This is a genomic window from Sulfitobacter sp. 1A12779 (assembly GCF_043557315.1).
Taxonomy (GTDB): domain Bacteria; phylum Pseudomonadota; class Alphaproteobacteria; order Rhodobacterales; family Rhodobacteraceae; genus Sulfitobacter; species Sulfitobacter faviae.
Genome location: NZ_JBIFFU010000002.1, coordinates 398,289 through 421,944 on the forward strand (window position 1 = coordinate 398,289; position 23,656 = coordinate 421,944).

General features: G+C 63.6%; 21 protein-coding genes. 9 read left to right on the forward strand and 12 right to left on the reverse strand.

What is annotated here, in order from left to right; translation table 11 throughout:
• Positions 1-8: 8 nt before the first annotated feature.
• The 3 genes from cobT to ACGYLQ_RS04575 all read right to left on the reverse strand — a co-directional run bounded on the left by cobT (position 9) and on the right by ACGYLQ_RS04575 (position 3,736).
• Positions 9-1,886, reverse strand: a complete 1,878-nt coding sequence (cobT, locus tag ACGYLQ_RS04565; RefSeq protein ID WP_394440734.1) for a cobaltochelatase subunit CobT — start codon at positions 1,884-1,886, stop codon at positions 9-11.
• Positions 1,887-1,991: 105 nt separating this feature from the next.
• Positions 1,992-2,978, reverse strand: coding sequence for a cobaltochelatase subunit CobS (gene cobS / locus ACGYLQ_RS04570; RefSeq protein ID WP_067263280.1), 987 nt, complete (start codon positions 2,976-2,978; stop codon positions 1,992-1,994).
• A 131-nt stretch (positions 2,979-3,109) separates the two neighbouring features.
• On the reverse strand, positions 3,110-3,736 hold the full coding sequence (locus ACGYLQ_RS04575) for a J domain-containing protein (RefSeq protein ID WP_067263283.1): 627 nt from the start codon (positions 3,734-3,736) through the stop codon (positions 3,110-3,112).
• Between the two features lie 77 nt (positions 3,737-3,813).
• On the opposite strand from ACGYLQ_RS04575, the gene ACGYLQ_RS04580 reads away from it, so the two are divergent.
• On the forward strand, positions 3,814-4,071 hold the full coding sequence (locus tag ACGYLQ_RS04580) for a BolA family transcriptional regulator (protein WP_067263286.1): 258 nt from the start codon (positions 3,814-3,816) through the stop codon (positions 4,069-4,071).
• Between the two features lie 8 nt (positions 4,072-4,079).
• Here the strand turns inward: ACGYLQ_RS04580 and ACGYLQ_RS04585 are convergent, their stop codons facing one another.
• From ACGYLQ_RS04585 to ACGYLQ_RS04600, 4 genes are all read right to left on the reverse strand, one after another.
• Positions 4,080-4,568 carry a DUF4177 domain-containing protein gene (locus ACGYLQ_RS04585; protein WP_394440736.1) on the reverse strand — a complete coding sequence of 163 codons (489 nt, stop codon included), beginning with the start codon at positions 4,566-4,568 and terminating at the stop codon, positions 4,080-4,082.
• 45 nt (positions 4,569-4,613) lie between these two features.
• Positions 4,614-5,099, reverse strand: coding sequence for a thioesterase family protein (locus ACGYLQ_RS04590; RefSeq protein ID WP_394440738.1), 486 nt, complete (start codon positions 5,097-5,099; stop codon positions 4,614-4,616).
• Entirely contained in the window at positions 5,096-6,610 is a 1,515-nt protein-coding gene (gene gatB / locus ACGYLQ_RS04595) for an Asp-tRNA(Asn)/Glu-tRNA(Gln) amidotransferase subunit GatB (RefSeq protein ID WP_168612013.1), read from the reverse strand. The genes ACGYLQ_RS04590 and gatB overlap by 4 nt, the downstream gene beginning before the upstream one ends.
• A gap of 71 nt (positions 6,611-6,681) precedes the next feature.
• Positions 6,682-7,956 (reverse strand): hypothetical protein, encoded by a 1,275-nt coding sequence (locus tag ACGYLQ_RS04600; protein ID WP_394440740.1) that lies wholly within the window; start codon positions 7,954-7,956, stop codon positions 6,682-6,684.
• 252 nt (positions 7,957-8,208) lie between these two features.
• Between ACGYLQ_RS04600 and ACGYLQ_RS04605 the strand changes: the two genes are divergently transcribed.
• Complete coding sequence (locus ACGYLQ_RS04605; protein ID WP_394440742.1) at positions 8,209-8,949, forward strand: transglycosylase SLT domain-containing protein; 741 nt, start codon at positions 8,209-8,211, stop codon at positions 8,947-8,949.
• A 4-nt stretch (positions 8,950-8,953) separates the two neighbouring features.
• Here ACGYLQ_RS04605 and ACGYLQ_RS04610 read toward each other — a convergent pair whose 3' ends face one another.
• Both ACGYLQ_RS04610 and pepN read right to left on the reverse strand, forming a co-directional pair.
• Positions 8,954-9,412, reverse strand: a complete 459-nt coding sequence (locus ACGYLQ_RS04610) for a hypothetical protein (RefSeq protein WP_394440743.1) — start codon at positions 9,410-9,412, stop codon at positions 8,954-8,956.
• Positions 9,405-11,963: an aminopeptidase N gene (gene pepN, locus ACGYLQ_RS04615; protein ID WP_394440745.1), complete on the reverse strand. Its 2,559-nt coding sequence runs from the start codon at positions 11,961-11,963 to the stop codon at positions 9,405-9,407. The genes ACGYLQ_RS04610 and pepN overlap by 8 nt, the downstream gene beginning before the upstream one ends.
• Positions 11,964-12,066: 103 nt before the next feature.
• On the opposite strand from pepN, the gene ACGYLQ_RS04620 reads away from it, so the two are divergent.
• The 3 genes from ACGYLQ_RS04620 (at position 12,067) to ACGYLQ_RS04630 (ending at position 15,385) form a co-directional block, all read left to right on the forward strand.
• A complete protein-coding gene (locus ACGYLQ_RS04620; RefSeq protein ID WP_168612016.1) occupies positions 12,067-12,291 on the forward strand; it encodes a hypothetical protein in 225 nt (74 codons plus the stop codon).
• A 90-nt stretch (positions 12,292-12,381) separates the two neighbouring features.
• Positions 12,382-14,544 carry a malate synthase G gene (locus ACGYLQ_RS04625; protein WP_394440746.1) on the forward strand — a complete coding sequence of 721 codons (2,163 nt, stop codon included), beginning with the start codon at positions 12,382-12,384 and terminating at the stop codon, positions 14,542-14,544.
• Between the two features lie 58 nt (positions 14,545-14,602).
• Positions 14,603-15,385: a gamma-glutamyl-gamma-aminobutyrate hydrolase family protein gene (locus tag ACGYLQ_RS04630; protein WP_168612018.1), complete on the forward strand. Its 783-nt coding sequence runs from the start codon at positions 14,603-14,605 to the stop codon at positions 15,383-15,385.
• 148 nt (positions 15,386-15,533) lie between these two features.
• On the opposite strand, the gene ACGYLQ_RS04635 is transcribed toward ACGYLQ_RS04630, so the two are convergent.
• On the reverse strand, positions 15,534-16,121 hold the full coding sequence (locus ACGYLQ_RS04635) for an REP-associated tyrosine transposase (RefSeq protein WP_394440747.1): 588 nt from the start codon (positions 16,119-16,121) through the stop codon (positions 15,534-15,536).
• A gap of 44 nt (positions 16,122-16,165) precedes the next feature.
• Positions 16,166-16,918 carry an SDR family NAD(P)-dependent oxidoreductase gene (locus ACGYLQ_RS04640; protein WP_394412168.1) on the reverse strand — a complete coding sequence of 251 codons (753 nt, stop codon included), beginning with the start codon at positions 16,916-16,918 and terminating at the stop codon, positions 16,166-16,168.
• Positions 16,919-17,154: 236 nt separating this feature from the next.
• Here ACGYLQ_RS04640 and ACGYLQ_RS04645 point away from each other — a divergent pair, with 236 nt between their 5' ends.
• The 4 genes from ACGYLQ_RS04645 to ACGYLQ_RS04660 all read left to right on the forward strand — a co-directional run bounded on the left by ACGYLQ_RS04645 (position 17,155) and on the right by ACGYLQ_RS04660 (position 22,616).
• Positions 17,155-17,871 carry a hypothetical protein gene (locus tag ACGYLQ_RS04645; protein WP_394440749.1) on the forward strand — a complete coding sequence of 239 codons (717 nt, stop codon included), beginning with the start codon at positions 17,155-17,157 and terminating at the stop codon, positions 17,869-17,871.
• Between the two features lie 244 nt (positions 17,872-18,115).
• The gene (locus ACGYLQ_RS04650; protein WP_394440751.1) at positions 18,116-19,690 is read left to right on the forward strand and encodes a Re/Si-specific NAD(P)(+) transhydrogenase subunit alpha; all 1,575 of its coding nucleotides are present in this window, start codon (positions 18,116-18,118) and stop codon (positions 19,688-19,690) included.
• A 13-nt stretch (positions 19,691-19,703) separates the two neighbouring features.
• Positions 19,704-21,137 carry an NAD(P)(+) transhydrogenase (Re/Si-specific) subunit beta gene (locus tag ACGYLQ_RS04655; protein ID WP_394440753.1) on the forward strand — a complete coding sequence of 478 codons (1,434 nt, stop codon included), beginning with the start codon at positions 19,704-19,706 and terminating at the stop codon, positions 21,135-21,137.
• A 210-nt stretch (positions 21,138-21,347) separates the two neighbouring features.
• Positions 21,348-22,616: a DUF3422 family protein gene (locus ACGYLQ_RS04660; protein WP_394440755.1), complete on the forward strand. Its 1,269-nt coding sequence runs from the start codon at positions 21,348-21,350 to the stop codon at positions 22,614-22,616.
• On the opposite strand, the gene ACGYLQ_RS04665 is transcribed toward ACGYLQ_RS04660, so the two are convergent.
• Positions 22,552-23,625, reverse strand: coding sequence for a YeeE/YedE family protein (locus ACGYLQ_RS04665; RefSeq protein WP_394440757.1), 1,074 nt, complete (start codon positions 23,623-23,625; stop codon positions 22,552-22,554). The two genes, ACGYLQ_RS04660 and ACGYLQ_RS04665, sit on opposite strands and share 65 nt — an antisense overlap.
• Positions 23,626-23,656 lie beyond the last annotated feature (31 nt).

The following is a 23,656-nucleotide window of genomic DNA, read 5'->3' on the forward strand; positions in this document are numbered from 1 at the left end:
CCGACGGTTCAGCCCACGCGCCGCATGCCCATGACACGCGCCCGTTTCCGCGGATCGCTGTCAAACAGCGCTGCAAGCTGTTCCGTCATCGCCCCGGCAAGCTGATCCACATCCGTGATCGTGACGGCGCGGTCGTAATAACGCGTCACATCATGGCCGATGCCAATGGCCAAAAGCTCGACCGCGCGGCGTTTTTCGACCATGGCGATCACATCGCGCAGGTGTTTTTCCAGATAGTTGGCCGGGTTCACCGACAGGGTGCTGTCATCCACCGGTGCGCCGTCGGAAATCACCATGAGGATCTTGCGCGCCTCATGCCGGGCGAGCATCCGCCGGTGGGCCCATTCCAGCGCCTCACCGTCGATGTTCTCTTTCAGCAGACCCTCTTTCATCATCAAACCCAAGTGGTCGCGCGTCCGGCGCCATGGGGCGTCGGCGCTTTTGTAGATGATGTGGCGCAGGTCGTTCAGCCGTCCGGGCTGGGCGGGGCGGCCATCGTTCAGCCAAGCCTCACGCGCCTGCCCACCCTTCCACGCGCGGGTGGTAAAGCCGAGGATCTCGACCTTGACGTTGCAGCGCTCCAGCGTGCGGGCCAGGACGTCGGCGCAGATCGCAGCGATGGAGATCGGGCGGCCCCGCATGGAGCCGGAGTTGTCCAAGAGCAGCGTCACAACAGTGTCGCGGAACTCGGTGTCCTTTTCGATCTTGAAGCTGAGCGGCGTGGTTGGATTGGCCACCACCCGCGCCAGACGCCCCGCGTCCAACGTGCCCTCTTCAAGGTCGAATTCCCACGAGCGGTTTTGCTGCGCTTGCAAGCGGCGTTGCAACTTATTCGCCAGACGGCCCACAGCGCCTTTCAGCGGCTCGAGCTGCTGGTCCAGATAGGCGCGCAGGCGTTCCAATTCGATTGGCTCGGCCAGTTCCTCGGCCCCGATCACCTCGTCATGCTCGCCCTGATAGACACGGTATTCCGGGTCGGCGTCCGAGACGGGCGGCGGCGGCGGCGGGTCCATCGGCGCGTCGCCCTCGGGCATCTCCGCCTCGTCGCCCAACTCCTGATCGGCCTCGTCATCCATCGAGACCTGCGCCTGACTTTCGTCCTGCTGCTTCTCTTGGCTGTTCTCGGGGGTGCCTTCGGCCTCTTCCTCGTCCTGATCGTCTTGGCCGGTGCTGTCGGGATCCTGCTCTTCTTCGGTGCCCTCTTCGGCCTGATCCTCTTGATCCTCGTCTTGGCTGTCGGGATCGTCGCCCAACTGATCTCCATAGCCGAGGTCCGAGATCATCTTGCGTGCCAGCCGCGCGAAATCCGCCTGATCGGCAAGGCTGCCGTCGATCCCTTCGAGCGTGCCGCCCGCCTGATCTTCGATAAAGCCGCGCCAGAGTTCCATGGCGTTCTCGGCCCCTGCGGGCAGGTCCCGTCCGGTGGCCAGATGGCGCACCATATAGCCCGCCGCGACCGAGAGCGGCACGTCGCTGGCCTGTTTGGCCTGATCGTAGCCCCGGCGCAGGGCTTCATGCTTGATCTTGACGTCGATGTTGCCGGCGGTGCCGGGCATGTCGCGTGCGCCCATGGCCTCGCAACGCGCGGTCTCCATCGCCTCATAAAGCTCGCGCGCCAAGTCGCCTTGCGGCGCATAGCGGGCGTGGGTCGCGGCATCGTGGTAGCGGCGGTTCAGCGCCAGCGCATCGGCTGTGCCGCGCGCCAGCAGCACCTCTTCGCGGGTCATCCGGCGGCTCACTTGTGGCAGGCGCATTGCATCGCCCGAAAGCCCCGAGGGGTCGACCGAGTAGCTGACCGTCAGTTCGGCGTCATCAGCCATGACCTTGGTCGCCTCGGCCAGCGCCTTTTTGAACGCGTCAGCGGGGTTGTCGCTTTGTTTACTCATGCCGGTCCCCTTGTCTGTCAGGCAGGCGCGCGTCTGGGAAGGGCAGGGCGCCTTTGCGTGCCGAAACGCGTCCTGCAGGGCGGCGGGCGAACCCGCCGGGGCGGCTTAGCCCAAGCTCAGGCTGGCCGCGCTTTCGGGCAGTTCCTCGTCGAACAAACGCTGATAGAACTCGGCCACGGTCTGGCGCTCAAGTTCGTCGCATTTGTTGAGGAAGGAAAGCCGGAAAGCATAGCCCACATTGCGGAAGATCTCGGCGTTCTGCGCCCAAGCGATCACGGTACGCGGGCTCATCACGGTCGAAAGCTCGCCATTCATGAAGGCGGTGCGGGTGAGATCGGCCACGGTCACCATCTGCTTGAGGGTCTTGCGGCCCTTCTCAGTGTTGTAATGCGGGTTCTTGGCCAGCACGATCGCGGTCTCGGCGTCGATGCTGAGGTAATTCAACGTGGCGACAAGGCTCCAACGGTCCATCTGCGCTTGGTTGATCTGCTGGGTGCCGTGGTAGAGGCCGGTGGTGTCGCCCAAGCCCACGGTGTTGGCCGTGGCGAAAAGACGGAAATAGGGGTGCGGGGTGATGATCTCGTTCTGATCCATCAGCGTAAGCTTGCCGTCATGTTCCAGCACGCGCTGGATCACGAACATCACATCGGCGCGGCCCGCGTCGTATTCATCAAAGACAATCGCGGTCGGGTTGCGCAGGGCCCAAGGCAGGATGCCCTCGTGGAATTCGGTGACCTGTTTGCCGTCGCGCAGCTTGATCGCGTCTTTGCCGATGAGGTCGATCCGGCTGATGTGGCTGTCGAGGTTGACGCGCACGGTGGGCCAGTTCAGCAGGGCGGCGACCTGTTCGATATGGGTCGATTTGCCCGTGCCGTGGTAGCCTTGGATCATGACGCGGCGGTTGTGGCTAAAGCCTGCAAGGATCGCCAGCGTGGTGTCGGGATCGAACTTATAGGTGCTGTCGATATCCGGCACGCGGCTGGTGCGCTGCGGGAAACCCTTGACGACCATATCGGTGTCGATGCCAAAGACATCGCGCACCGAGACCTCTTCGGTGGGTTTCATGTCATGTTCCAGTGCACCGTCGGCCATCGCTCGTCATCCTTTTCCTTAGGCGCGCGGTCGGGGCCGCGCGCGTATCTGGTGCAACATATCGTGCATATCCGCAAGGGGAAGGGGGCAACTGGCATTATCCGCAACCGGCCGCTGGTCCGGTCGCGGGATCAGTCCTTGAAATTGCGGCTGCCCTTGATCTGGTCCCATGCCCAAACGACCAGCTGCAACTGCTCTTCCTGACTGCGGTCGCCGCCGTTCATATCGGGGTGCAGCACCTTGATCAGCGCTTTGTAGGCTTTGCGGACCTCGGGCTTTGTCCAAGTGTCCTTGGCCTCGAGAATCTCGATCGCGCGGCGTTCGGTGGGCGGCAGGCGGCGGCCCGCTTGCTGGCCCTTGCCGGGGTTCTGGGTGGCGTTCTTGCCCAAAACCTGATGCGGGTCTTCGATGCCAAGACGGGCCCATGCGCGCTGCTCGGGGTCGCCCAGTGGTTTGGTGCTGCGCTCCCAGACCTTGTCCTTGGACATCTGCGCGTTCATCTCGGCCTCGGTGGTGCCGTCAAAGAAGCTCCACTTCGCGTTATATTCGCGCACGTGTTTCTGGCAGAACCAGAAGTAGTCATCCAGCACATCGGGCGCTTTGGGCGCGCGGAACTTGCCCGGCTCGTCGCAGCCTTCGTGGTCGCAAATCCGGGTCGAGGTTTCCGACGCACCGGACATGCCGCGGCGGCCGCGGGGGTTTTTCTTTTTGGAGGACGACACGGACATGTCGAATCCGAAGGGATCAGGTTTTGGCATGTGGATAGACCTTTCCGACTCAGGCCGGTCACCATATACCCTGCGTCGCAGGATTGAAGGGGGCCGGGGGTAAAAACATGTCCACAACACAAGAGATTTCGGATCGGCTGGAAGCCGCTTTTGCGCCGCGTGAACTGGAAGTGGTGGATGACAGCGAAAGCCATCGCGGTCATGCCGGATTTCAGGAGGGGGGCGAAAGCCACTTTAACGTGCGCATCCGGTCAGAGCGTTTCAAGGGCCAGAACCGGCTGGCGCGGCACCGGGCGGTGCACAGCGCGTTGGGACCGGACCTGATGGGGCGCATTCACGCGCTGGCGCTTGACCTGGACGAATAAGCGCCGCGTCAGGGCTTTGTTTTATCGTCGTCTTCGTCGCTGCCCTGCGGCGAAGCTTCATCCGCTGAGGGGCCGGACAGAAACGCAGGCGGCGTCGCCGCTTTGGCGGGTTTCTCTTTCGCGGGCGCGTCATCCTCGGGCGTGATGGAGGCGGGCGCATCGGCCTGAAGCGCGGTGTCTTCGCCTTCGATCGTGGCGGCCAAGGCAGGCGTTGCGGCAGCAGTGGCGGGCGGCAGCAGATCGCCATCCTCCTGCTGGCCCGCGGCGGTCGCCAAGCGGCGGAACACCAGCACATTGCGCCATTCCGTGGTGGTCGAAGTCAGGCCCGACCGCTCTTGCGAAGGCAAGGTCTCGGCCCGCTGGTATTCCCAGCCCTCGGCGGCCTGTTCGTTCAGGCATTCTTCCAAGGTTTTGGCGAAACGCGCTTCGGGGGCTTTCAGACCTTTGGCTTTCTGCCCTTTGCTGGGGGCGGGAAGGATCTTGTATTCGTAGCGCATAGGGGCCTCGGCTGGGTTGGCGACATAAGCCGCATCAGGTGAGTTTCAGGCGGATTTGCGGCGGATGCCGATGCTGCGACCGGCCTGCGCCGGTTTGGGCAGTTTGGCATGGCTGCGGCGCATCGCGTCAAGACGGGTCAGGATGTGGTCCGGCATGGGGGCCACACGCGGGCCGGACTGGTCCACATGCAGCGTCAGCCCCTCGGCGGTGGCGGCAAGCCAGCCGTCGACGTGCCACAGTTCCTGAAAGCTGTGAAACCGCTTCTCGTCATGGTCAAGCAATTGGAAGGTGGTATAGACGCGGTCACCCTCATGCAGTTCGCGCAGGTAGCAGACGTGGAATTCAGCCACATAGGTGGTGCAACCCCTGCGTTGATACTCCGGCCCCAGACCGATTTCGCCATAGGCTTGGTCAACGCCCTGATCGAACAGGACGTTGTAATAGGCCATGTTCAAATGGCCGTTGAAATCGATCCATTCGGGGAGAACCGTCATCTCGCCCGAACGGAAGGGGGCCGGGGCGTCGCTCATTGCTGGGCGAGCTTGCGCGACACGATTTCGTTGACGGCCTTGGGGTTGGCCTTGCCGCCCGTGGCCTTCATCACCTGACCGACGAACCAGCCCGCCAGCTTCGGGTTCTGCTGGGCCTTTTCGACCTGCGCGGGGTTGGCGGCGATGATCTCGTCCACTGCCGTCTCAATGGCGCCCGTGTCGGTCACCTGCTTGAGGCCCTCAGTCTCGACGATCTCTTCCGGCTCGCGACCGGTTGTATAGGCGATTTCAAAGACTTCCTTGGCGATCTTGCCGGAAATCGCATCCGAGGCGATCAGATCGACAATGCTGCCCAATTGCGCCGGGGTGACGGGGCTTTCGGTGATGCCCTTGTCGTCTTTCTTGAGGCGGCCGAAAAGCTCGTTGATGACCCAGTTCGCGGCCATCTTGCCATCTCGGCCCTTCGCCACGGCCTCAAAATAGCCCGCGCTATCGAGATCGGCGGTCAGCACGGAAGCGTCATAGTCTGACAGGCCGAAGTCATTGATGAAGCGGGATTTCTTCTCGTCCGGCAGTTCCGGCAGGTTGGCTTTGATGTCGTCCACCCATGCCTGTTCGATTTCCAGCGGCAGCAGGTCGGGATCGGGGAAATAGCGGTAGTCATGCGCCTCTTCCTTGGAGCGCATGGAGCGTGTTTCCTGCTTGTCGGGGTCGAAAAGGCGCGTTTCCTGCACGACTTCGCCACCAGCTTCGACAATCGCGATCTGGCGTTTGGCTTCGACTTCGATGGCCTGCTGGATAAAGCGCATGGAGTTCATGTTCTTGATCTCGCAACGTGTGCCGAGATGCGAGAAGTCCTGCGTTTCCTGATACTTCTCATATTGACCCACACGGCAAACCGAGACGTTGACGTCCGCGCGCATGGCGCCCGACTGCATGTCGCCGTTGCAGGTGCCAAGGTAGCGCATGATCTGGCGCAGCTTGGCGAGATAGGCGGCGGCCTCCTCCGGCCCGCGAATGTCGGGGCGGGAGACGATCTCCATCAGGCAGACGCCGGTGCGGTTCAGGTCGACGAAGGACATGTTCGGGTCCATGTCGTGGATCGACTTGCCCGCGTCCTGTTCCATGTGGATCCGCTCGATCCGCACCAGCCGCGCGGTGCCGTCGCCCAGTTCCACCAGCACTTCGCCTTCGCCCACGATGGGCTCATAAAGCTGGCTGATCTGGTAGCCCTGCGGCAGGTCGGGGTAGAAGTAGTTCTTGCGGTCGAAGGCGGACTTCAGGTTGATCTCGGCCTTCAGGCCCAGACCGGTGCGCACCGCCTGTTCGACGCAATACTCGTTGATCACCGGCAGCATCCCGGGCATCGCGGCATCGACAAAGGCCACGTTGCTGTTGGGCTCGGCGCCGAATTTGGTCGAGGCGCCCGAGAAGAGCTTGGCGTTCGACGCGACCTGCGCGTGCACCTCCATCCCGATGACCAGTTCCCAGTCATGTTTGGCACCGGCAATCACGCGCGGTTTCGGGGTGTCGTAACTCAGATCAAGCATCGCGGCCGCCTTCGGTCAATTGGAACTTGGCCGGTCATACTGGAGCGCACCACGCGCTTCAAGAGGCAGGCTTAGCCCGGCACGGCAATCTGGCGGCGGCCTTCGGTGAAAATGACCCGTTTGCCCGCTTCGATCTCACGTTGGAACAGACCCGTGATGATGCGCATGGCCTCGTCCCGGCCCGAGGCGGCGAAGCGCCGGGCCGAGCGGACGCGCAGGTTGTTGTCAAAGCCGCGCGCGGCATGGGCCCAGAGCATCGGGTGCAGTTCCGTCATGTGGTCGCGCACGATCCAACGCGCGCAGTCGGCGATCTCGGCCCGGACGGCCCCGGCGGCATCCTCTGTCTCTGCCGCCTGACCGATGGCGCTGGCGCAATAGGCCGCCAGCAGGTTGGCGGTATGCGGATCGGGGCGGCGGGCGAGGATGTCGCGCAGCCCTTCGATGAAAAACGGCACATCTAGGTTGGCACAGGCCTGCGCATCGCAGCTGATCGCGTCGAATTGCACCCAAGTATAGCCGCCCGCGCCCCATGTCTCTTGGGTCCGCGCGGCGGTGCGGCGGGCCTCGAGTTCCAACTGGTCATATGAGCCATGCCACCGCGGCAGAAGGTGGTTGCCCATGGCCCGCATGGGGCGCGGGTTTGCGGGGTTCAGGTCGATGAGCCGCGCGTAGCGGTCTGCCACGGCGCGGGCGTCACCGCCGGTTCCCCCAAGCAGGGCACAGTGCGTCGCCGCGAGCAGGGGCGAGGCGGCTGTGTCCTTGTCGAATGGCGCGAGGATTTGCTCGGCGCGTTCAAAATGCGCGGCGAAGGCCGCATGGTTGCGGGCGGGCACGTCGCTGTCCCAGCCCGTGCCGCGCCACGCCCAGCCGATGTCCATATGCGCCTGCGCCACGATGGCGGCGATCATGGCGCTCCCGGCGTGATCGGCCAGCACATGTTCCAGCGCTTCGATCCCAGCCATCAGGGGCGCGTCACTCGCCGGTTTGCCGTCGTAAAGCGCGTGTTCCGCGGCGAGAATCACATCCGCCCGCGCGCCAAAGGCCATGAGCTCGGCCACCGGCATGGCGCCCGGTGTCATCTCGCGGTTCTTGTCGGCCTGCTGCAAAAGCTCTGCCATCTCCTCCCAACGTTCTTGGCGCACCAACCATTGCGCGCGGTACTGGTGACGGTCGCGTTGCATCTCTTCGGCGGTGGGGTCGGGGCATGAAATGCGCAGCAGCGCGTCGCGCGGTGCACGGCGGCGCAGGAGCGGCATTTCCAGCGGCTCGAACTCGGGCGCTTGGGGTGCGGGCTTGGCAAAGAACCCTTGCAAGGCGGACGGGATCATATGCGAGAGTTTCTTCATCTGGGGCCGGTCCTGCCTGCTGTTTGTCGATGATTTAGGTTTGACCGGGCAATGGGGCGGAACCGTGTCCGGCGTGCGGAGCTTTCGGGAAAATTCTGCAGCGCAGTCGGGCAGGCGGGGGCGATCCTTCGCGACAATCCGGCGGCGCGGCGGGCGCTGTTTCCCGATCAGAGGAAATCTGCCGATCCCGCGCCCTTGCCGCGCTTGCCAAGCGCGTTTTGGGGCGGTCTTATGCGCGCCATGAAACCTGCCATGATCGCCCTCTTGCTCTGCGCCGGCCCCACCATGATTTGGGCCGAATTGCCCAAACAGCCCGCCCCGGTGGTGGAGGTGGATAATGTGGTGCAGACCGCCGCCACGTCTTTGTCCTTCCCTGATGAGGTCGAGGCCGAGGACGAACCGCCCGCGCTTGAGACCGCGCCCTTTACCACAACGCTGCGCCCGCCCGCGCGTCCGGGCAACCTGCCGCGCACGCGCTGGCAGCATATGCGGGGGCATTCGCTTTGGACCCGCGCGGCGATCTCGGCGCTGAAATCCCATGGCAAGCCCTTGGTGGATATGGTGCCCGCCGATGTGGCGGAGTGGTGCCCGGCCTATCCGACGGCATCCAACAGCCAGCGCCGCGCCTTTTGGGTCGGATTCATGTCGGCGCTGGCCAAGCATGAGAGCACCTATCGGTCTTGGGCCGTGGGTGGCGGGGGCCGCTGGTATGGGTTGTTGCAAATCCTGCCGGGCACCGCGCGGGGCTATAAATGCAATGTCGGCAGCGGTGATGCGCTCAAGAACGGCGCCGCGAACCTGAGTTGTGCCGTGCGGATCATGGCGACGACCGTGCCGCGCGACGGGGTGATCGCCGGAAACGGGCGGCGCGGCGTCGGGGCTGATTGGGGGCCGATGCGCAGCGCGTCCAAACGGGCGGATATGTCCCGCTGGCTGCGGCGGCAGTCCTATTGCAAACCGTTGAACGCGACCCGGCCCCGCAGCCGGCCGTAGATCACTAGATCAGCGTGAAATGATGCCGTTCCGTCGTGATGCCGCGCGCCTGAAGCGCGGCTTCCAATGCGCGGTGCGGTGGGGTGGCCTCGAAAGGCAGTTTGATCTTGCGCCCGGTGCGGAGAATGACCGTGGCGCGCACGGACATATCAAGGCGCGTATCGAGCCGCACCCGGTCGACCTGCGCCAGCGCGATTTTTGCATCTCGTTTGCCGGTGAACCACGACAGGCTGTGCTGGTCGAGCGTCAGGCCGCTGGCTGGATTGCTGAAGACCTCCCATAGCGCGGGCAGGGTAAAGAGCCCCAGCACCCCGATGATCCAGCCCGAGGCGTCGAGCCAGAGCCACGCCGCCGCGAGGGCCAGCCAGATTGCGGGCAACAGCAGCAGGGCCGTTCGGCTGCGGGCATGGCGGCGGTAGGTATAGGCCGCCATGCCCTCTGTCTGAATAGGCGTGTCAGGCACCGCGAATGCGGCTGAGCATCTCGGAGGTGTCCCGGCTGAGATCGGGGCTGGCGAGGATGCGGTCGAGTTGGGTCTCGATCATCCCTTGCCGCGCCATGTCGTAGCGCCGCCATGTCTGGAAGGCCGAGCACATCCGCGCCGTTGTCTGCGGGTTGACCGGGTCGAGCTTGATCAGCCAGTCGGCCAGCAGGGCGTAGCCTTTGCCGCTCTCATGGTGGAACCCGGCGTGATGCATGGCAAGGCTGCCAAAGACTGCGCGGAAACGGTTGGGGTTCTTCCAATTGAAATCGGCATGCTGGGTAAGCTTTTGCGCGACCTCTGCGGCCTTCTCCGGCGCGGCTTGCGAGACTTGCAGCCCGAACCATTTGTCCATCACCAGACGGTCATCGCGCCACTGCGCCTCGAAGGCAGCCAGCGCCTTGTCGCCTTGGCCCGCACGCAGCAGGGCGGCGAGGGCGCTGAGCTGTTGGGTCATATTGTCTGCCTGATCGTATTGCGCCTGCGCACGCTCAGGGCCCTGCACGCGGGTGAGCAGGGCGAGGGCCGCATTGGTCAATGCGCGTTTGCCGGATTGCTCGGCATTCGGCTGGTAGGGGGCGTCGACGATGTGCTGGTCGTAAAGCTCACTCAGGGTTGAGGCAAAAGCCTGCGCCATGGCGTCGCGCGTGGCCTCCACCGCCTGATGGATCGCGGCCGGGTCCGGGGTTGTGCCCGTGTCATAGAGGGTGTTGGCCAAATCCGCATGGCTGGGCAGGCCCAGCATCAAGGCACGGTAGGCGGGCTCAAGGGCCTCATCCTCCAACACGGCTCGCAGGGCTTCGAGCCATGCGTCATCCGGCGCGCTGCCTTCGGTGATCGTCGCCAGCAAAGACTGCCGCGCCAAGGTGCGCCCTGCCTCCCACCGGTTGAAGGGATCGCTGTCATGGGCCAGCAGCAGAAGGCGCTCTTCTTTCGAGAGGTCTTGCTCGAGCACCACCGGGGCGGAGAAACCGCGTAGTACGGAGGCCACAGGGCGGGCATCGAGGCCGTCAAAGGTAAAGCTCTGTTCGGCCTCGGTCATCTCCAACACGCGAGAGGGGGCCACTTCGGCCCCATCCGCGCCGATCAGCCCCACGGTGATCGGCAGAACCTGCGGTTTCGGCTCAGGCGTGGCGGTGCTGGGCGGGGTGTGCTGGGTGAAGGTCAGCGTGAAGATGCCTTTGCCTGCATCCCAAGCCTCTACCACCGAAAGACGCGGCGTGCCCGCCTGCGAATACCAGCGTTTGAACTGGGTCAGATCCCGGCCCGTGGTGTCTTCGAAGACCTTCAGCCAATCTTCGATCGTCGCCGCATCGCCGTCGTGACGCTCGAAATAAAGGTTCAGCGCTTTGGCATAGGCGTCATCGCCCACCAAGGTTTTGAGCATGCCGATCACCTCGGCGCCCTTCTCATAGACGGTGGCGGTGTAGAAGTTGTTGATCTCCTGAAAGCTTTCTGGCCGCACCGGATGGGCCAGCGGGCCTTGATCCTCAGCGAACTGACGTGCGCGCAAGTCGATCACATCGCCGATGCGTTTCACCGCCGGAGAGCGCATGTCCGAGGTGAACTGCGCGTCGCGGTAGACGGTCAGCCCTTCCTTGAGACAGAGTTGAAACCAATCGCGACAGGTGATGCGGTTGCCGGTCCAATTGTGGAAATACTCATGAGCGATGATCGCTTCGATCCGCTCGAAATTATCGTCCGTCGAGGTTTCGGGCGAAGCAAGAACGGCGGCGGAGTTGAAGATGTTCAGCCCCTTGTTCTCCATCGCGCCCATGTTGAAGTCATCCACCGCAACGATGTTGAAGATGTCGAGGTCGTATTCACGACGGTAAACCTCTTCGTCCCATTTCATCGAGGCTTTGAGCGCCTCCATCCCAAAGGCGCATTTGCCCTCGTCGCCGGGGCGTACATAGAGGTTCAGATCGACCTCGCGGCCCGACATGGTGGTGAAACGGTCGGAATGGGCGACCAGATCGCCCGCCACCAGCGCGAAAAGATAGGCAGGCTTGGGCCATGGATCATGCCACTCGGCATGGTTCTGCCCCTGCGCGACTGGATTGCCGTTGGACAACAGAACGGGATGCGGGCCGTTGATGGTCACGGTGAAGACGCTCATCACATCGGGCCGGTCGGGGTAATAGGTGATCTTGCGAAAGCCTTCGGCCTCGCATTGGGTGCAATACATGCCGCCCGACATATAGAGCCCTTCGAGAGCGGTGTTGCCCTTTGGGTCGATCTCAACCTCGGCCTCCCAAATGAAGGGGCCGTCGGGCACATCGCAGGTCAGACCGCGTTCCGTCACCTTCGGGATGACCGGCTTGCCGTCAATCTGCGCGGAGATGAGCTTGAGTTGCTCACCATGCAGGAAAAACTCAGCCTCCTGCGCCGCCGGGTTGGGGCGAAAGGCGATGCGGCTTTTGACCCGTGTCTTATGAGGGTCGAGGTCAAAGGTCAGGGCCACCTCATCCACCAGAAAGCCGAAGGGCTGGTAGTCACTGAGATAGATCGTTTGGGGGGTGGCGTCGCGCATTGGGCCTCCAGTCGCGGGAACGTAATTGGTCTGGGAAATGTTATGTCTCCAGAAGGCGGCCTGCAAGCCGAGCTGCCCCAACTTCGAGCAATGAGGTGTATCCATGTCCGCCCCCGACACCGATACCGAAACGCAGAAGAAACGTCATCGCCCCGCTTTGATCGGTATCAAAACCGCGATCATCGCAGGGGCGCTCTTGATGATTGCCGGCATCGTCTACGCGGTGTTGCAGGCCACCGACCCCTCGCCGGAAGGTGAGGTCCAGCCCGTCGATGGCCCGGCGGACGCCGAGCCGGTGATCGCCACCCCGGAGCCGGTTGCCGACTAGCGCCGCTATCGCCTGCCTGCCCCCGCTTGCGCCGCTTTGCCTTTCTGCTAGACCTTTCACAAAGGTATCCAGCGCGGGAGAGGGCGGAGAATGACGGGTAGAATTGACAAGAACGGTTTGCAGGTAGAGCCCGCACTGGTCGACTTCATCGAAGGATCGGCGCTGCCGGGCACCGGTGTAGACGCGGATGGCTTCTGGGCGGGGCTGTCGGACCTAGTGCACGACCTCGGGCCGAAGAACCGTGCGCTTCTTGAAAAACGGGCCGAAATTCAGGCCAAGATTGACGGCTGGCACCGCGCGCGCGCAGGCCAGCCCCATGACGCGGAAAGCTACACCGCCTTCCTGCGTGAGATTGGCTATCTTCTGCCCGAAGGCCCGGCGTTCCAGATTGAGACGCAGAATGTAGACCCCGAAATCGCGCAGGTGCCCGGGCCGCAGCTTGTGGTCCCGATCACCAACGCACGCTTCGCGCTCAACGCCGCCAATGCGCGCTGGGGCAGCCTTTATGACGCATTCTATGGCACCGATGCGCTGGGCGATCTGCCGGTGGGCAAGGGCTATGACGCAGAACGCGGCGCACGGGTGGTGGCACGGGCAAAAGCCTTTTTGGATGACGCCGTGCCGCTCTCGGCCGGCAGCCATGCAGATTTGGCGGGATACCGCGTTGTGGATGGGCACCTAGAAGCTGTGATGGCGCAGGATGCCGCGCCCTGCGGCTTGGCCGATCCGGCGCAGTTCGCGGGCTACCAAGGCGCGGCGGAGGCGCCCGACGCGGTGCTTTTGCGCAACAACGGGTTGCATATCGAGATCAGGATCGACCCAGACCATGCCATCGGCAAGGACGATCCCGCCAGCGTTGCGGATGTGATTATCGAATCCGCGCTTTCGACTATCATGGATTGCGAAGACAGCGTCGCGGCGGTGGATGCCGAAGACAAGGTGCTGGCCTATGGCAACTGGCTGGGGCTGATGAAAGGGGACCTTGCCGAGACCTTTGAAAAAGGCGGCCAGAGCGTCACCCGCCGCATGGCCGAGGACCGTCGCTATACCGCGCCCGATGGGGAAGGGGAGGTCACGCTGAAGGGCCGTTCGCTGATGCTGGTGCGCAATGTCGGCCATCTGATGACCAACCCCGCCGTGGTCGACCGCGAGGTGCGCGAGATTGGCGAAGGGCTGATGGATGCCATGGTGACCACGCTGATCGCCATTCATGACCTCAAACGCGCGGGCGGCAACTCGGTCACCGGCAGCGTCTATGTGGTGAAGCCCAAGATGCACGGGCCCGAGGAAGTGGCCTTTGCCGATGAGATTTTTACCCATGTGGAAAAGACACTCGGCCTGCCGCAATATACCGTGAAGCTCGGCATCATGGATGAAGAGCGCCGCACCAGCGCCAACCTCATGGAATGTATCCGCGCCGCGAAACACCGCGTGGCCTTTATCAATACCGGTTTCCTCGACCGTACGGGGGACGAGATCCATACCAGTATGGAAGTCGGTCCGATGGTGCCCAAGGGCGAGATGAAGAACAGCGCTTGGATCGCCGCCTATGAGGATCGCAACGTCGATATCGGCCTTGCCTGCGGCTTGCAGGGCCGCGCGCAGATCGGCAAGGGCATGTGGGCCATGCCCGACCGTATGGCCGAGATGCTGGAGGCCAAGATCGGCCACCCCCAATCCGGAGCCAATTGCGCATGGGTGCCATCGCCCACCGCGGCTACCCTGCACGCCACACATTACCACAAGGTTAACGTCTTGGCGCGGCAGGAAGAGATCAAAGAGGGCGGCGCACGCGCCACGCTTGATGCGCTGCTGACCATTCCGGTGATGGAAGGCCGCAACCTCAGCACCGAGGAAATCACCCGCGAGATTGAGAACAACGCGCAGGGCATTCTGGGCTATGTGGTCCGCTGGATCGATCAGGGCGTCGGCTGTTCCAAAGTGCCGGACATCAACGATGTGGGCCTGATGGAAGACCGCGCGACCTGCCGCATCTCGGCCCAAGCGCTGGCGAATTGGCTGCATCACGGCGTCATCAGCCGCGAGGAAGTCGAGGCAGCGCTTAAAAAAATGGCAGCCGTGGTGGACCGTCAAAACGCCGAGGATCCCAGCTATCGCCCCATGGCGCCGGGCTTTGACGGGGTGGCCTTTCAGGCCGCCTGCGATCTGGTGCTGAAGGGGCGCGAACAGCCCTCGGGCTATACCGAACCAGTGCTGCATGCGCGCCGGTTGGAGCTGAAGGCGCAGAGCTGAGGTTGAGACCGCGGCGCGAAGCGCCTATGTTCGGGCCATGGTGAATAAGAGGTAACTCATGGCCCGACCCGTCGTTGGTATCATTGGCAATTCCTACCTGCTGAACGATCAATACCCCGTCCACGCGGGCGGGCAGATGAACACCGAAGCGATTGCCGAGGTTTCGGGCTGTCTGCCGCTCATCGTGCCGAGCGATCCGCGCTTTGTCTCGGTCGAGGAATTGCTGGAGGTCTGCGACGGTTTCCTGTTGACCGGCGGGCGCCCCAATGTGCATCCCGAAGAATATGGTGAGCCTGAGACGGAGGCCCATGGTGCCTTTGACCGCGCGCGCGACGCGGTGGCGCTGGCGCTGGTGCGGGCCTGTGTGGCGCGGGGCCAGCCCTTCCTCGGCCTCTGCCGCGGGTTTCAGGAGGTGAACGTCGCCATGGGTGGGTCGCTCTACCCTGAGATTCGCGATCTGCCGGGGCGAATGAACCACCGGATGCCCCCCGATGGCACCATCGAAGAGAAATTCGAATTGCGTCATGACGTGAGCTTTACCGAAGGCGGCGTGTTCCACCGTGTGATGGGCGCGTCCAAAGTGCTGACCAACACGCTGCACGGGCAGGGGATCAAGGAACCCGGCCCGCGCGTGGTGATCGACGGCCACGCAGATGATGGCACGCCCGAGGCGATCTATATCAAAGACGCGCCGGGCTTTACCCTCGCCGTGCAGTGGCATCCCGAGTGGAACGCGGCCAATGACCCCGTCTCGCGCCCGCTGTTTGAACATTTCGGCGCGGCGGTGCGGGCTTGGGCGGCAGATGGGTCGGCCATGCCGGTGATGACCGCCGCGCAGTAGGGCGGGGCGCAGGGCGCGCACGTTCCACTCTCGATGACCGCGCACCGCGCTTCTCGGGGGCGCGGCAGCCTGCATCGCGACGCTGTCGTTCTGTCGATCCCCCGCAACCCCGATCGCGCCGCCAACGGGTGCTTTGCCTCAACGCCTCTCAACTGTGCAGCCCGTTGAGTGGCGTAACAGGTAGGGCCGCGTGGTTCAGCGGCGTCACATCATCATCCAAAACCGCGTCTTCCTCTAGCGGCCCCGCTTTCGCGCCCTGAGACGATGCCGGACCTGAGCAGGCGCGGCGATAGGAACTGTAAGGCCAAGCCTCAGGACGGTCACAATAGCCCGCGTGCACGGGGCTGAGGTGCACCAAGCTGCAATGCCGTTCGAAATCCGCGGGGTCGCGGATCCGATGCTCCCAGAATCGCCGCTGCCAAATCCCTTTCTCGCCCCGTTTGATCTGCCGCAGACTGCGATGCGGGGCCGGGGGGAGATGGCGGGAAAACCGCCCCTTCCACATGCCGATCCGATTGCCGTAATCGGTATCGTCGGGCGGCAGGGTCCAGACCGTATGGAGCACATCCGGCAAGATGGCGATGGCATCGATCCGGAAGGGTTTGCGCGCCAAAGTCTCACGCATCGCTTGGCGCAGGGCCGTGATATGCCGCAGCAGCGCATCATCATCGCGCCGCGCAAGGCGCAGGGTAAAGAAATAGCTGTTCGGGCCATGTGATGAAGGGCTGTCTCTCATGGCCGTGAGCTTGGCCCAGCTTGGTTAAAGCAACCTTAACGGCGCTACATTTGCCCGCCGGCGATTTCGATCGACTGGCCGTTGATGCTTTCGGACCCTTCGCCAACCAGCCATGCCGCCGCGGCAGCCACTTCCGAAGGCGCGATCAGGCGTTTGTGGCGGTTGGCATTAACCATGACATCGCGGGCCTTTTCCTCGGACAGCCCGGCGCGTTTGGAGATCGCTTGCGTGTTGCGCGCGATGATCTCGGTATCGACGTAACCGGGGCAGAGCGCGTTGAAGGTAAAGGGCTGGCCCATGTAATCTTCGCTGAGCGAGCGGATCAGCCCGATCATCCCGTGTTTCGAGGCCGAGTAGCAAGCCGCCCCCGGCAGGCCGCGCAGCCCGGCCATGGAGGACACGGCGATGACCCGGCCCCAATCGGTCTGGCGCATGGATTTCAGGCTCTCGCGGATGGTGAGAAAGGCCCCGTCGAGATTGGTCGCCATCATGTCGCGCCAAAAATCGAGGTCGGTTTTATGCAGTGACCGGCCTTCGGCCACGCCCGCATTGGCCACGCAGATTTGCACCGGGCCATTGGCCTCAACCGCGCGGGCGATGGTCTCGGTGACCTGCGCCTCGTCGCGCACGTCCATCGCCATGCCGCTGATGCCATTGCCTGACACGGCGTCGAGCACCTCCTGCCGCCGCCCGGTGATGGTGACCTTTGCGCCCTTGGCGGCCAAATCCTGCGCGATGGCCAGCCCTATGCCTGTGCCGCCGCCGGTGATGAATGCGTGTTTGTCTTTCAGTGTCATAATGCCTCCCCTTCGCGGGCAGGGTGGCGCGGCGGGGGCGGCAGTACAATAGGCAGCTTTTGATGACGGGGCGTTATTTGCGGGGCGGCTGGCGCGGCGATAAGCCAAATCTTGCCGCCCGCCGATCACATTTGCGGAAGCCTTACGCCTGACTATTGCAGCGCTCGCCGCCTTGGCGCACTGGTCGGATGGGTAACCTGATGACAGGGCCTTGCCAGAACCATTGGAGTAGTAAAATGAGAAACATAGAATTTTCAGTTCTCGCCCTTTCCGCAGCCCTCGCTTTTGGGGCAACCACAGCGCAGGCGGTCGAAGTGACGGGCGGATCGGTCGGGCTTTCCTATTCCGCATTCGCGGACGACACCGATTTCAGCCGGCTTGGCCTTGATGGGTCGGTAGAGCTTGGCTTTAACCGCAACCTTAGCTTGCAGTTCGACGCCGGTTATAGCGACTTCGACTTTGTCGATGAAGACAGCCATTTGCTGGGCCTGCACGGCATTTACCACTGGGATGCAGCAACCTCTTTCGGGGCCTTCTACACCCGGGAGGAAGCTTTGGGCGGAGATGCGGATATCCTGGGTTTCGAAGCAGGCTATGAAATGCTGGATTGGGACTTCGAAGGCTATCTGGCCCATGTCGATACCGATGCAGGCGACGGTACGCTTGGCGGTATCAAGGCGCGTTATGCGCTGGCGGAAGGCTTTGGCATCAGCGGCTCCTATGATCGGCTAGGCAGCGATGGAGACGACCTGTCGCGTTTTGCCATGCGGCTCGATCGTGAGGTTTCCCCGACCACCAATCTGTTCTTGGAAGTCGGGTCTGCCAAGGTGGACGTGGGCGGCATCAGCGAGTCCGAGCCCTTCGTCGGTCTGGGCGGTGAGATCAACTTCGGCGCGGATCGTGGCACTACCTTTGACCAGCGCGGCTTGGCGCGTCTGATCCCCGGTCTTTGATCGCGACTTAGCCGTCGTTTGACACTTCGGCATGGCCCGCGGGCCATGCCATTGGCGCAGGCTGGAACGGCTGTTCTATCTCTGCGCCGAAAACAGCAAACCGTTCTTCCGATGTCGCGGTGCAGCAATTTTGCACCGTTTCACCCCGCGGTTTGCTTGTACTATTGCTGCGCGCGCGCTATCGCTCTGACTAACAAAGTTGCGCCAGAGCGGCGCGACGGGCCAGCAAAGGGGGAATCTTGGTTTGAAGATCGGGACACCAAAAGAAATATTTGAGGGCGAGAACCGGGTCGCGATGACCCCGGAAAGCGCGCTGCAACTGCAAAAACTCGGGCATAGCTGCGTCATCGAGACGGGCGCCGGGGCGGCTGCGGGCTTTGACGATGCCGCCTATGAAGCCGCGGATGTCGAGGTGGTGCAATCCCCCGCCGCGCTTTACGAGGCCGCCGATGTGGTCGCCAAGGTGCGCCCGCCCTCCGAGGATGAGGTCAAGCACCTGCGCGCAGGCCAGACGCTGATCTCCATGTTCAACCCCGCCGGCAACACCGAGCTGATGGAGGCCGCGGCCGCGAAGGGCGCGACCGTCATGGCGATGGACATGGTGCCGCGCATCAGCCGCGCCCAGAAGATGGACGCGCTTTCGTCCATGGCGAACATCGCGGGCTACCGCGCGGTGATCGAGGCGGGCAACAACTTCGGACGTTTCTTCACCGGTCAGATCACGGCGGCGGGCAAGGTGCCTCCGGCGAAAGTGCTGGTCGTCGGCGCGGGTGTCGCGGGGCTTGCCGCCATTGGTACGTCGACCTCGCTCGGCGCGATCACGCTGGCCTTTGACGTGCGTCCCGAAGTGGCCGAACAGGTCGAATCGATGGGCGCCGAGTTCGTCTATCTCGACTTCGAGGAAGAGCAGCAGGACGGTTCCGCCTCGGGCGGCTATGCCTCTGTTTCCTCTCCCGAATTCCGTGAGGCACAGCTGGCCAAGTTCCGCGAATTGGCGCCGGATGTGGACATCGTCATCACCACGGCGCTGATCCCCAACCGCGAGGCGCCGGAGCTTTGGACCGAGGATATGGTGCAGGCGATGAAGCCCGGCTCGGTGATCGTGGACCTCGCCGCCGAGAAGGGCGGCAACTGCAAGCTCACCAAGATGGACGAGAAGATCGTCACCGACAACGGCGTGACCATCATCGGCTACACCGACTTCCCCTCGCGCATGGCGACGCAGGCCTCCACGCTTTACGCCACCAACATCCGCCACCTGATGGCCGACCTCACGCCCGAGAAGGACGGTGTAATCAACCACGACATGGAAGATGACGTGATCCGCGGCGCCACCATCACCCACGAGAAGGAAGTGACCTTCCCGCCGCCTCCGCCCAAGGTCGCGGCCATCGCGGCGGCGCCGAAGAAGGAAAAGCCGAAGGAAAAGACGCCCGAGGAAAAGCGCGCCGAGGAACTGGCCGCATTCAAGCAGCAGACCAAGAGCCAGGTCACGCTGCTGGTTGTGGGGGCGGCGCTGCTGCTGGGTGTGGGCCTTGTCGCTCCGGCCAGCTTCATGCAGCACTTCATCGTCTTCGTTCTGGCGGTCTTCGTCGGTTTTCAGGTCATCTGGGGCGTGGCGCACAGCCTGCACACGCCGCTGATGGCGGTGACCAACGCGATCTCCTCGATCATCATTCTGGGCGCGCTGATGCAGATCGGCTCGGGCTCTTGGCTGGTGATCCTTCTTGCTGCCCTGTCGGTCTTCATGTGTGGGATCAACATTTTCGGCGGCTTCCTCGTGACACGGCGCATGCTCGCCATGTTCCAGAAATCCTGAAGGAGCGAGCATCATGGAATACGGATTCACGACAGCGGCCTATGTGGTCGCAGCGGTTCTCTTCATCCTGTCGCTCGGCGGTCTGTCGGGGCAGGAAAGCGCGAAACGCGCGGTATGGTACGGTATCGCCGGCATGGCGCTGGCGGTCATCGCCACGCTGATCGGGCCGGGGGCAGGGCTGTGGCTCCTTTCGCTCATCCTGATCGCCGCCGGTGGGGCCATCGGCTACCAACTGGCCACCCGCGTGCAGATGACGCAGATGCCCGAGCTGGTCGCGGCGATGCACAGCCTCGTGGGCCTCGCCGCCGTCTTCGTGGGCTACAACGCCCATATCGAACTGGGCAACGTGCTGGCGATGGACGATGTGGCGCGCAAGGCGACCGAGGGTTTCGCAGCACTTCTGGCCAAGAAGGACAGCGTTGAGATCGCGATCCTGCGGGTCGAGTTGTTCCTCGGTGTCTTCATTGGTGCCGTGACCTTCACCGGCTCGGTCATCGCCTATGGCAAGCTGGCGGGCCGCGTCAGCTCCGCGGCAACGAAACTACCGGGCGGTCACCTGCTGAACGCCGGGGCCGCAGCGCTCTCGCTGCTCTGCCTGATCTGGTACTTCAACACCGGGGGCTTCCTGCCGCTGTTCATCATGACGCTGGCGGCGCTGTTCATCGGCTATCACCTGATCATGGGCATCGGCGGCGCGGACATGCCGGTGGTTGTCTCGATGCTGAACAGCTACTCGGGCTGGGCCGCGGCGGCGATCGGCTTCTCGCTCGGCAATGATCTTCTGATCGTGGTCGGCGCGCTGGTCGGCTCCTCGGGTGCGATCCTCAGCTACATCATGTGCAAGGCGATGAACCGCAGCTTCATCTCGGTCATCCTCGGCGGCTTCGGCGGCGGCGCTGGCCCGGCGATGGAGGTCGAAGGCGAGCAGGTGGCGATTGAGGCCGACGGTGTGGCGCAGGCGCTCAACGAGGCCGACAGCGTCATCATCATCCCCGGCTACGGCATGGCGGTGGCACAGGCACAGGGCGCAGTCAGCGATCTGGTCAAAAAGCTGCGCGCCAAGGGCAAGAACGTCCGTTTCGCCATCCACCCGGTGGCGGGCCGTCTGCCCGGGCACATGAACGTGCTGCTGGCCGAGGCCAAGGTGCCCTATGACATCGTGATGGAGATGGAGGAGATCAACGACGACTTCCCCGAGACCGACGTCGCCATTGTCATCGGCTCCAACGACATCGTGAACCCCGCGGCACAGGACGATCCCAACAGCCCCATCGCCGGGATGCCGGTGCTGGAATGCTGGAAGGCCAAGACCGTCATCGTCTCCAAGCGGGGGCAGGGCACGGGCTATTCGGGCATCGAGAACCCGCTATTCTTCAAGGAGAATACGCGCATGTTCTACGGTGATGCGAAGGCCAGCCTCGACAAGCTGCTGCCGCTGATCGACTAACGTTTTCTTTCGAAGAAAACTGCCGGAAATTTTTGAAAAATTCCCGGCCCACCCCATGAGCGCCCCGCCGGAAACGGTGGGGCGTTTGCCGTTATGGCCTTGCGGTATACCTCGGTATGCATCAACCCGTTGAAAAGACGTGATTTTTTGCTGTTCATCAGCGGCAATGACGCTATTCTTGACGGGATACACCCAACAGCGGACCCCGTTATGGCCCCGATCAAAGACCACCCGCAGCGGCTTGCCCTTACCGGCGAAATGCACGCGCGCCCGTTTCCGCAGCTTGCCGCGCCCTCTCGGGTTGCCTTTCTGGCGGTGAAACCCGCGCCCGATGCCGTGCCGCAGGCCGAGTTGAACGCGCTGCTAGCCCATTACGGCGCCCCGCGCGCCGATGCGGCGGCCACGCATTATTACGGAGAGATGGGCCGCTTCACCCTGAAATGGGAGCAGCATACCGAGTTCGTCACCTATACGGTCATCGCCCCCTCAGGCCGGAGCTTACCTTTCGCCGCCACGGATTTCGACGCTTTTCCAGAGGATTGGCTGGCCAAGGTGCAGGGGGAGCGGATCACCTCAGCCCTGCTTGCGGTGCTGCCGAAGCCGGAAGCCGACGATGAGATCGCGGCGCATTTGCAAGACTGGTTCGTGCCCGAAAGCCTCGCCGTGGCGGAGGTGCTGGATGGGGCGGCGGTGGTGGCCAGTGACTTTCGGATTGATCCCGCAGGCCATCTGCGCCTCGCGCTTTTCACCGATGCCACGACAGGCCAGCGGCGGATCGGGCGGATCGTGCAGCGGCTCTGCGAGATCGAGACCTATAAGGCGATGTCGATGCTGGGCTTCATGCAGGCGCGCGACATGGCCGGAGCGTTGAACGATCTGGACGGACAGCTATCGACGCTCATGGGAGCGATGCGCAGCGGGGCGGGCACCGCGGCTGAGGAAACGCTGCACGCGCTTTTGGACGTGTCGGTCGCGCTGGAGGCGCTGACGGCGGAGACTGCCTATCGTTTCGCCGCCACGGGCGCCTATGAGGCCATCGTCTATGAACGTATCTCGGCCCTGCGTGAGGCGCGTTTTCTGGGGCGGCAGGGTTTTGGCGAGTTCATGATGCGCCGCTATGCGCCCGCGATGCGCACGGTGAAATCAACCGAGACGCGCTTGCAGACCCTCGCCGCGCGGGCATTGCGGGCCGCGGATCTTCTGCGGACGCGGGTGGATGTGGAACGCTCGGCCCAGAACCAAGCAATCCTTGCCAGTATGGACCGCCGCGCCGATCTGCAACTGCGGCTGCAACACACCGTAGAGGGGCTGTCGGTCGTGGCGATCAGCTATTACGCGGTGTCGCTGGCGGGCTATCTGCTCTACCCGCTGGCCGCGCCATTGGGGGTCAGCAAAGGGCTGCTGACCGCCGCCGTCACTCTGCCGGTTGTGCTTGGCGTGTGGTGGACGCTGCGCCGTCTGCGGCGGAAGATCGGTTGAGCAGCGCCTGCATGGCCAGGCCGCCCAAAGCGATCATCACGATGGCCTCGATGGCTGCGACCGAAAGCGTCGGCACGCCGGAGAGCCCCGCGCCCAAGGTGCAGCCCCCGGCCAGCACGCCGCCCACGCCCATCATGGCGGCCCCGGTCAGGTAGCGCCCGGTCTGGCGAGGGGCTTCAAAGCTCTGCCACTGGAACTCCCGCGCGAAAAGGCTGGCGATCAGCGCACCGACAAAGACGCCGCCCAATAGCCCGGTGCCAAAGCCTGCGGGGATCGAACTGCTGGCGATGGTCCAGAACAGCGTATCGGCGGAGGGGGAGGTGAAGCTGAGGCTCTCCATCGCGATCGGGTCGAATTCATCAAGCAGGATGAACCCGGTGCCCACCCATGCGGCGGGGACCAAGAGACCGATCAGCGCCGCCATCGCCAGTTGCCCCGGACGGTTGCCCGAGCGCAGCGCATAGGCCAGCGCCGCCACGGCGATTACACCCGCCCAGAGCAGCGCACCGCCGGGCAGGGCGGCGAGGCTGACGTTCTCTCCCATATTCACGGTGACAGAGCCGAGCGCCACGCGCAGCGGTGCCAACACGCCCTTCAGCGTCGCATGGGCCACCACGGCAAAGACCAGCACCACCAGCGCCGCACGCAGGTTGCCGCCCCCTGTCAGCACTGTGAGGCGCGAGATGCAGCCGCGTGTCAGCACCATGCCCGCGCCAAAGAGCAGCCCGCCCAGGGCAATCGCCAAAAGCGGCACGTCGCTGGCCATGAAGCGATGCGCGTCAAAACTGATCCAACCCGCGGCCACGGCGGCCTGCGTGCCGATGACCGCCACCGCCAGTGCGGTCAGCCAGATGCCAAGCGCTTGGCGCCGGTCTTCGCCCACGAGGCTGCGGCGAAAGCAAAACCGCGTGCGCTGCGCCAGCACGCCGAACGCCAGCCCGATGAGGGCCGCCAACAGAACGGACGCCTCTTTTGCTGTCGTCTCTTCAAGGCCGAAAGACTCAAACATCGCGAAAACCCTCGAAAACGGAATTATTTCC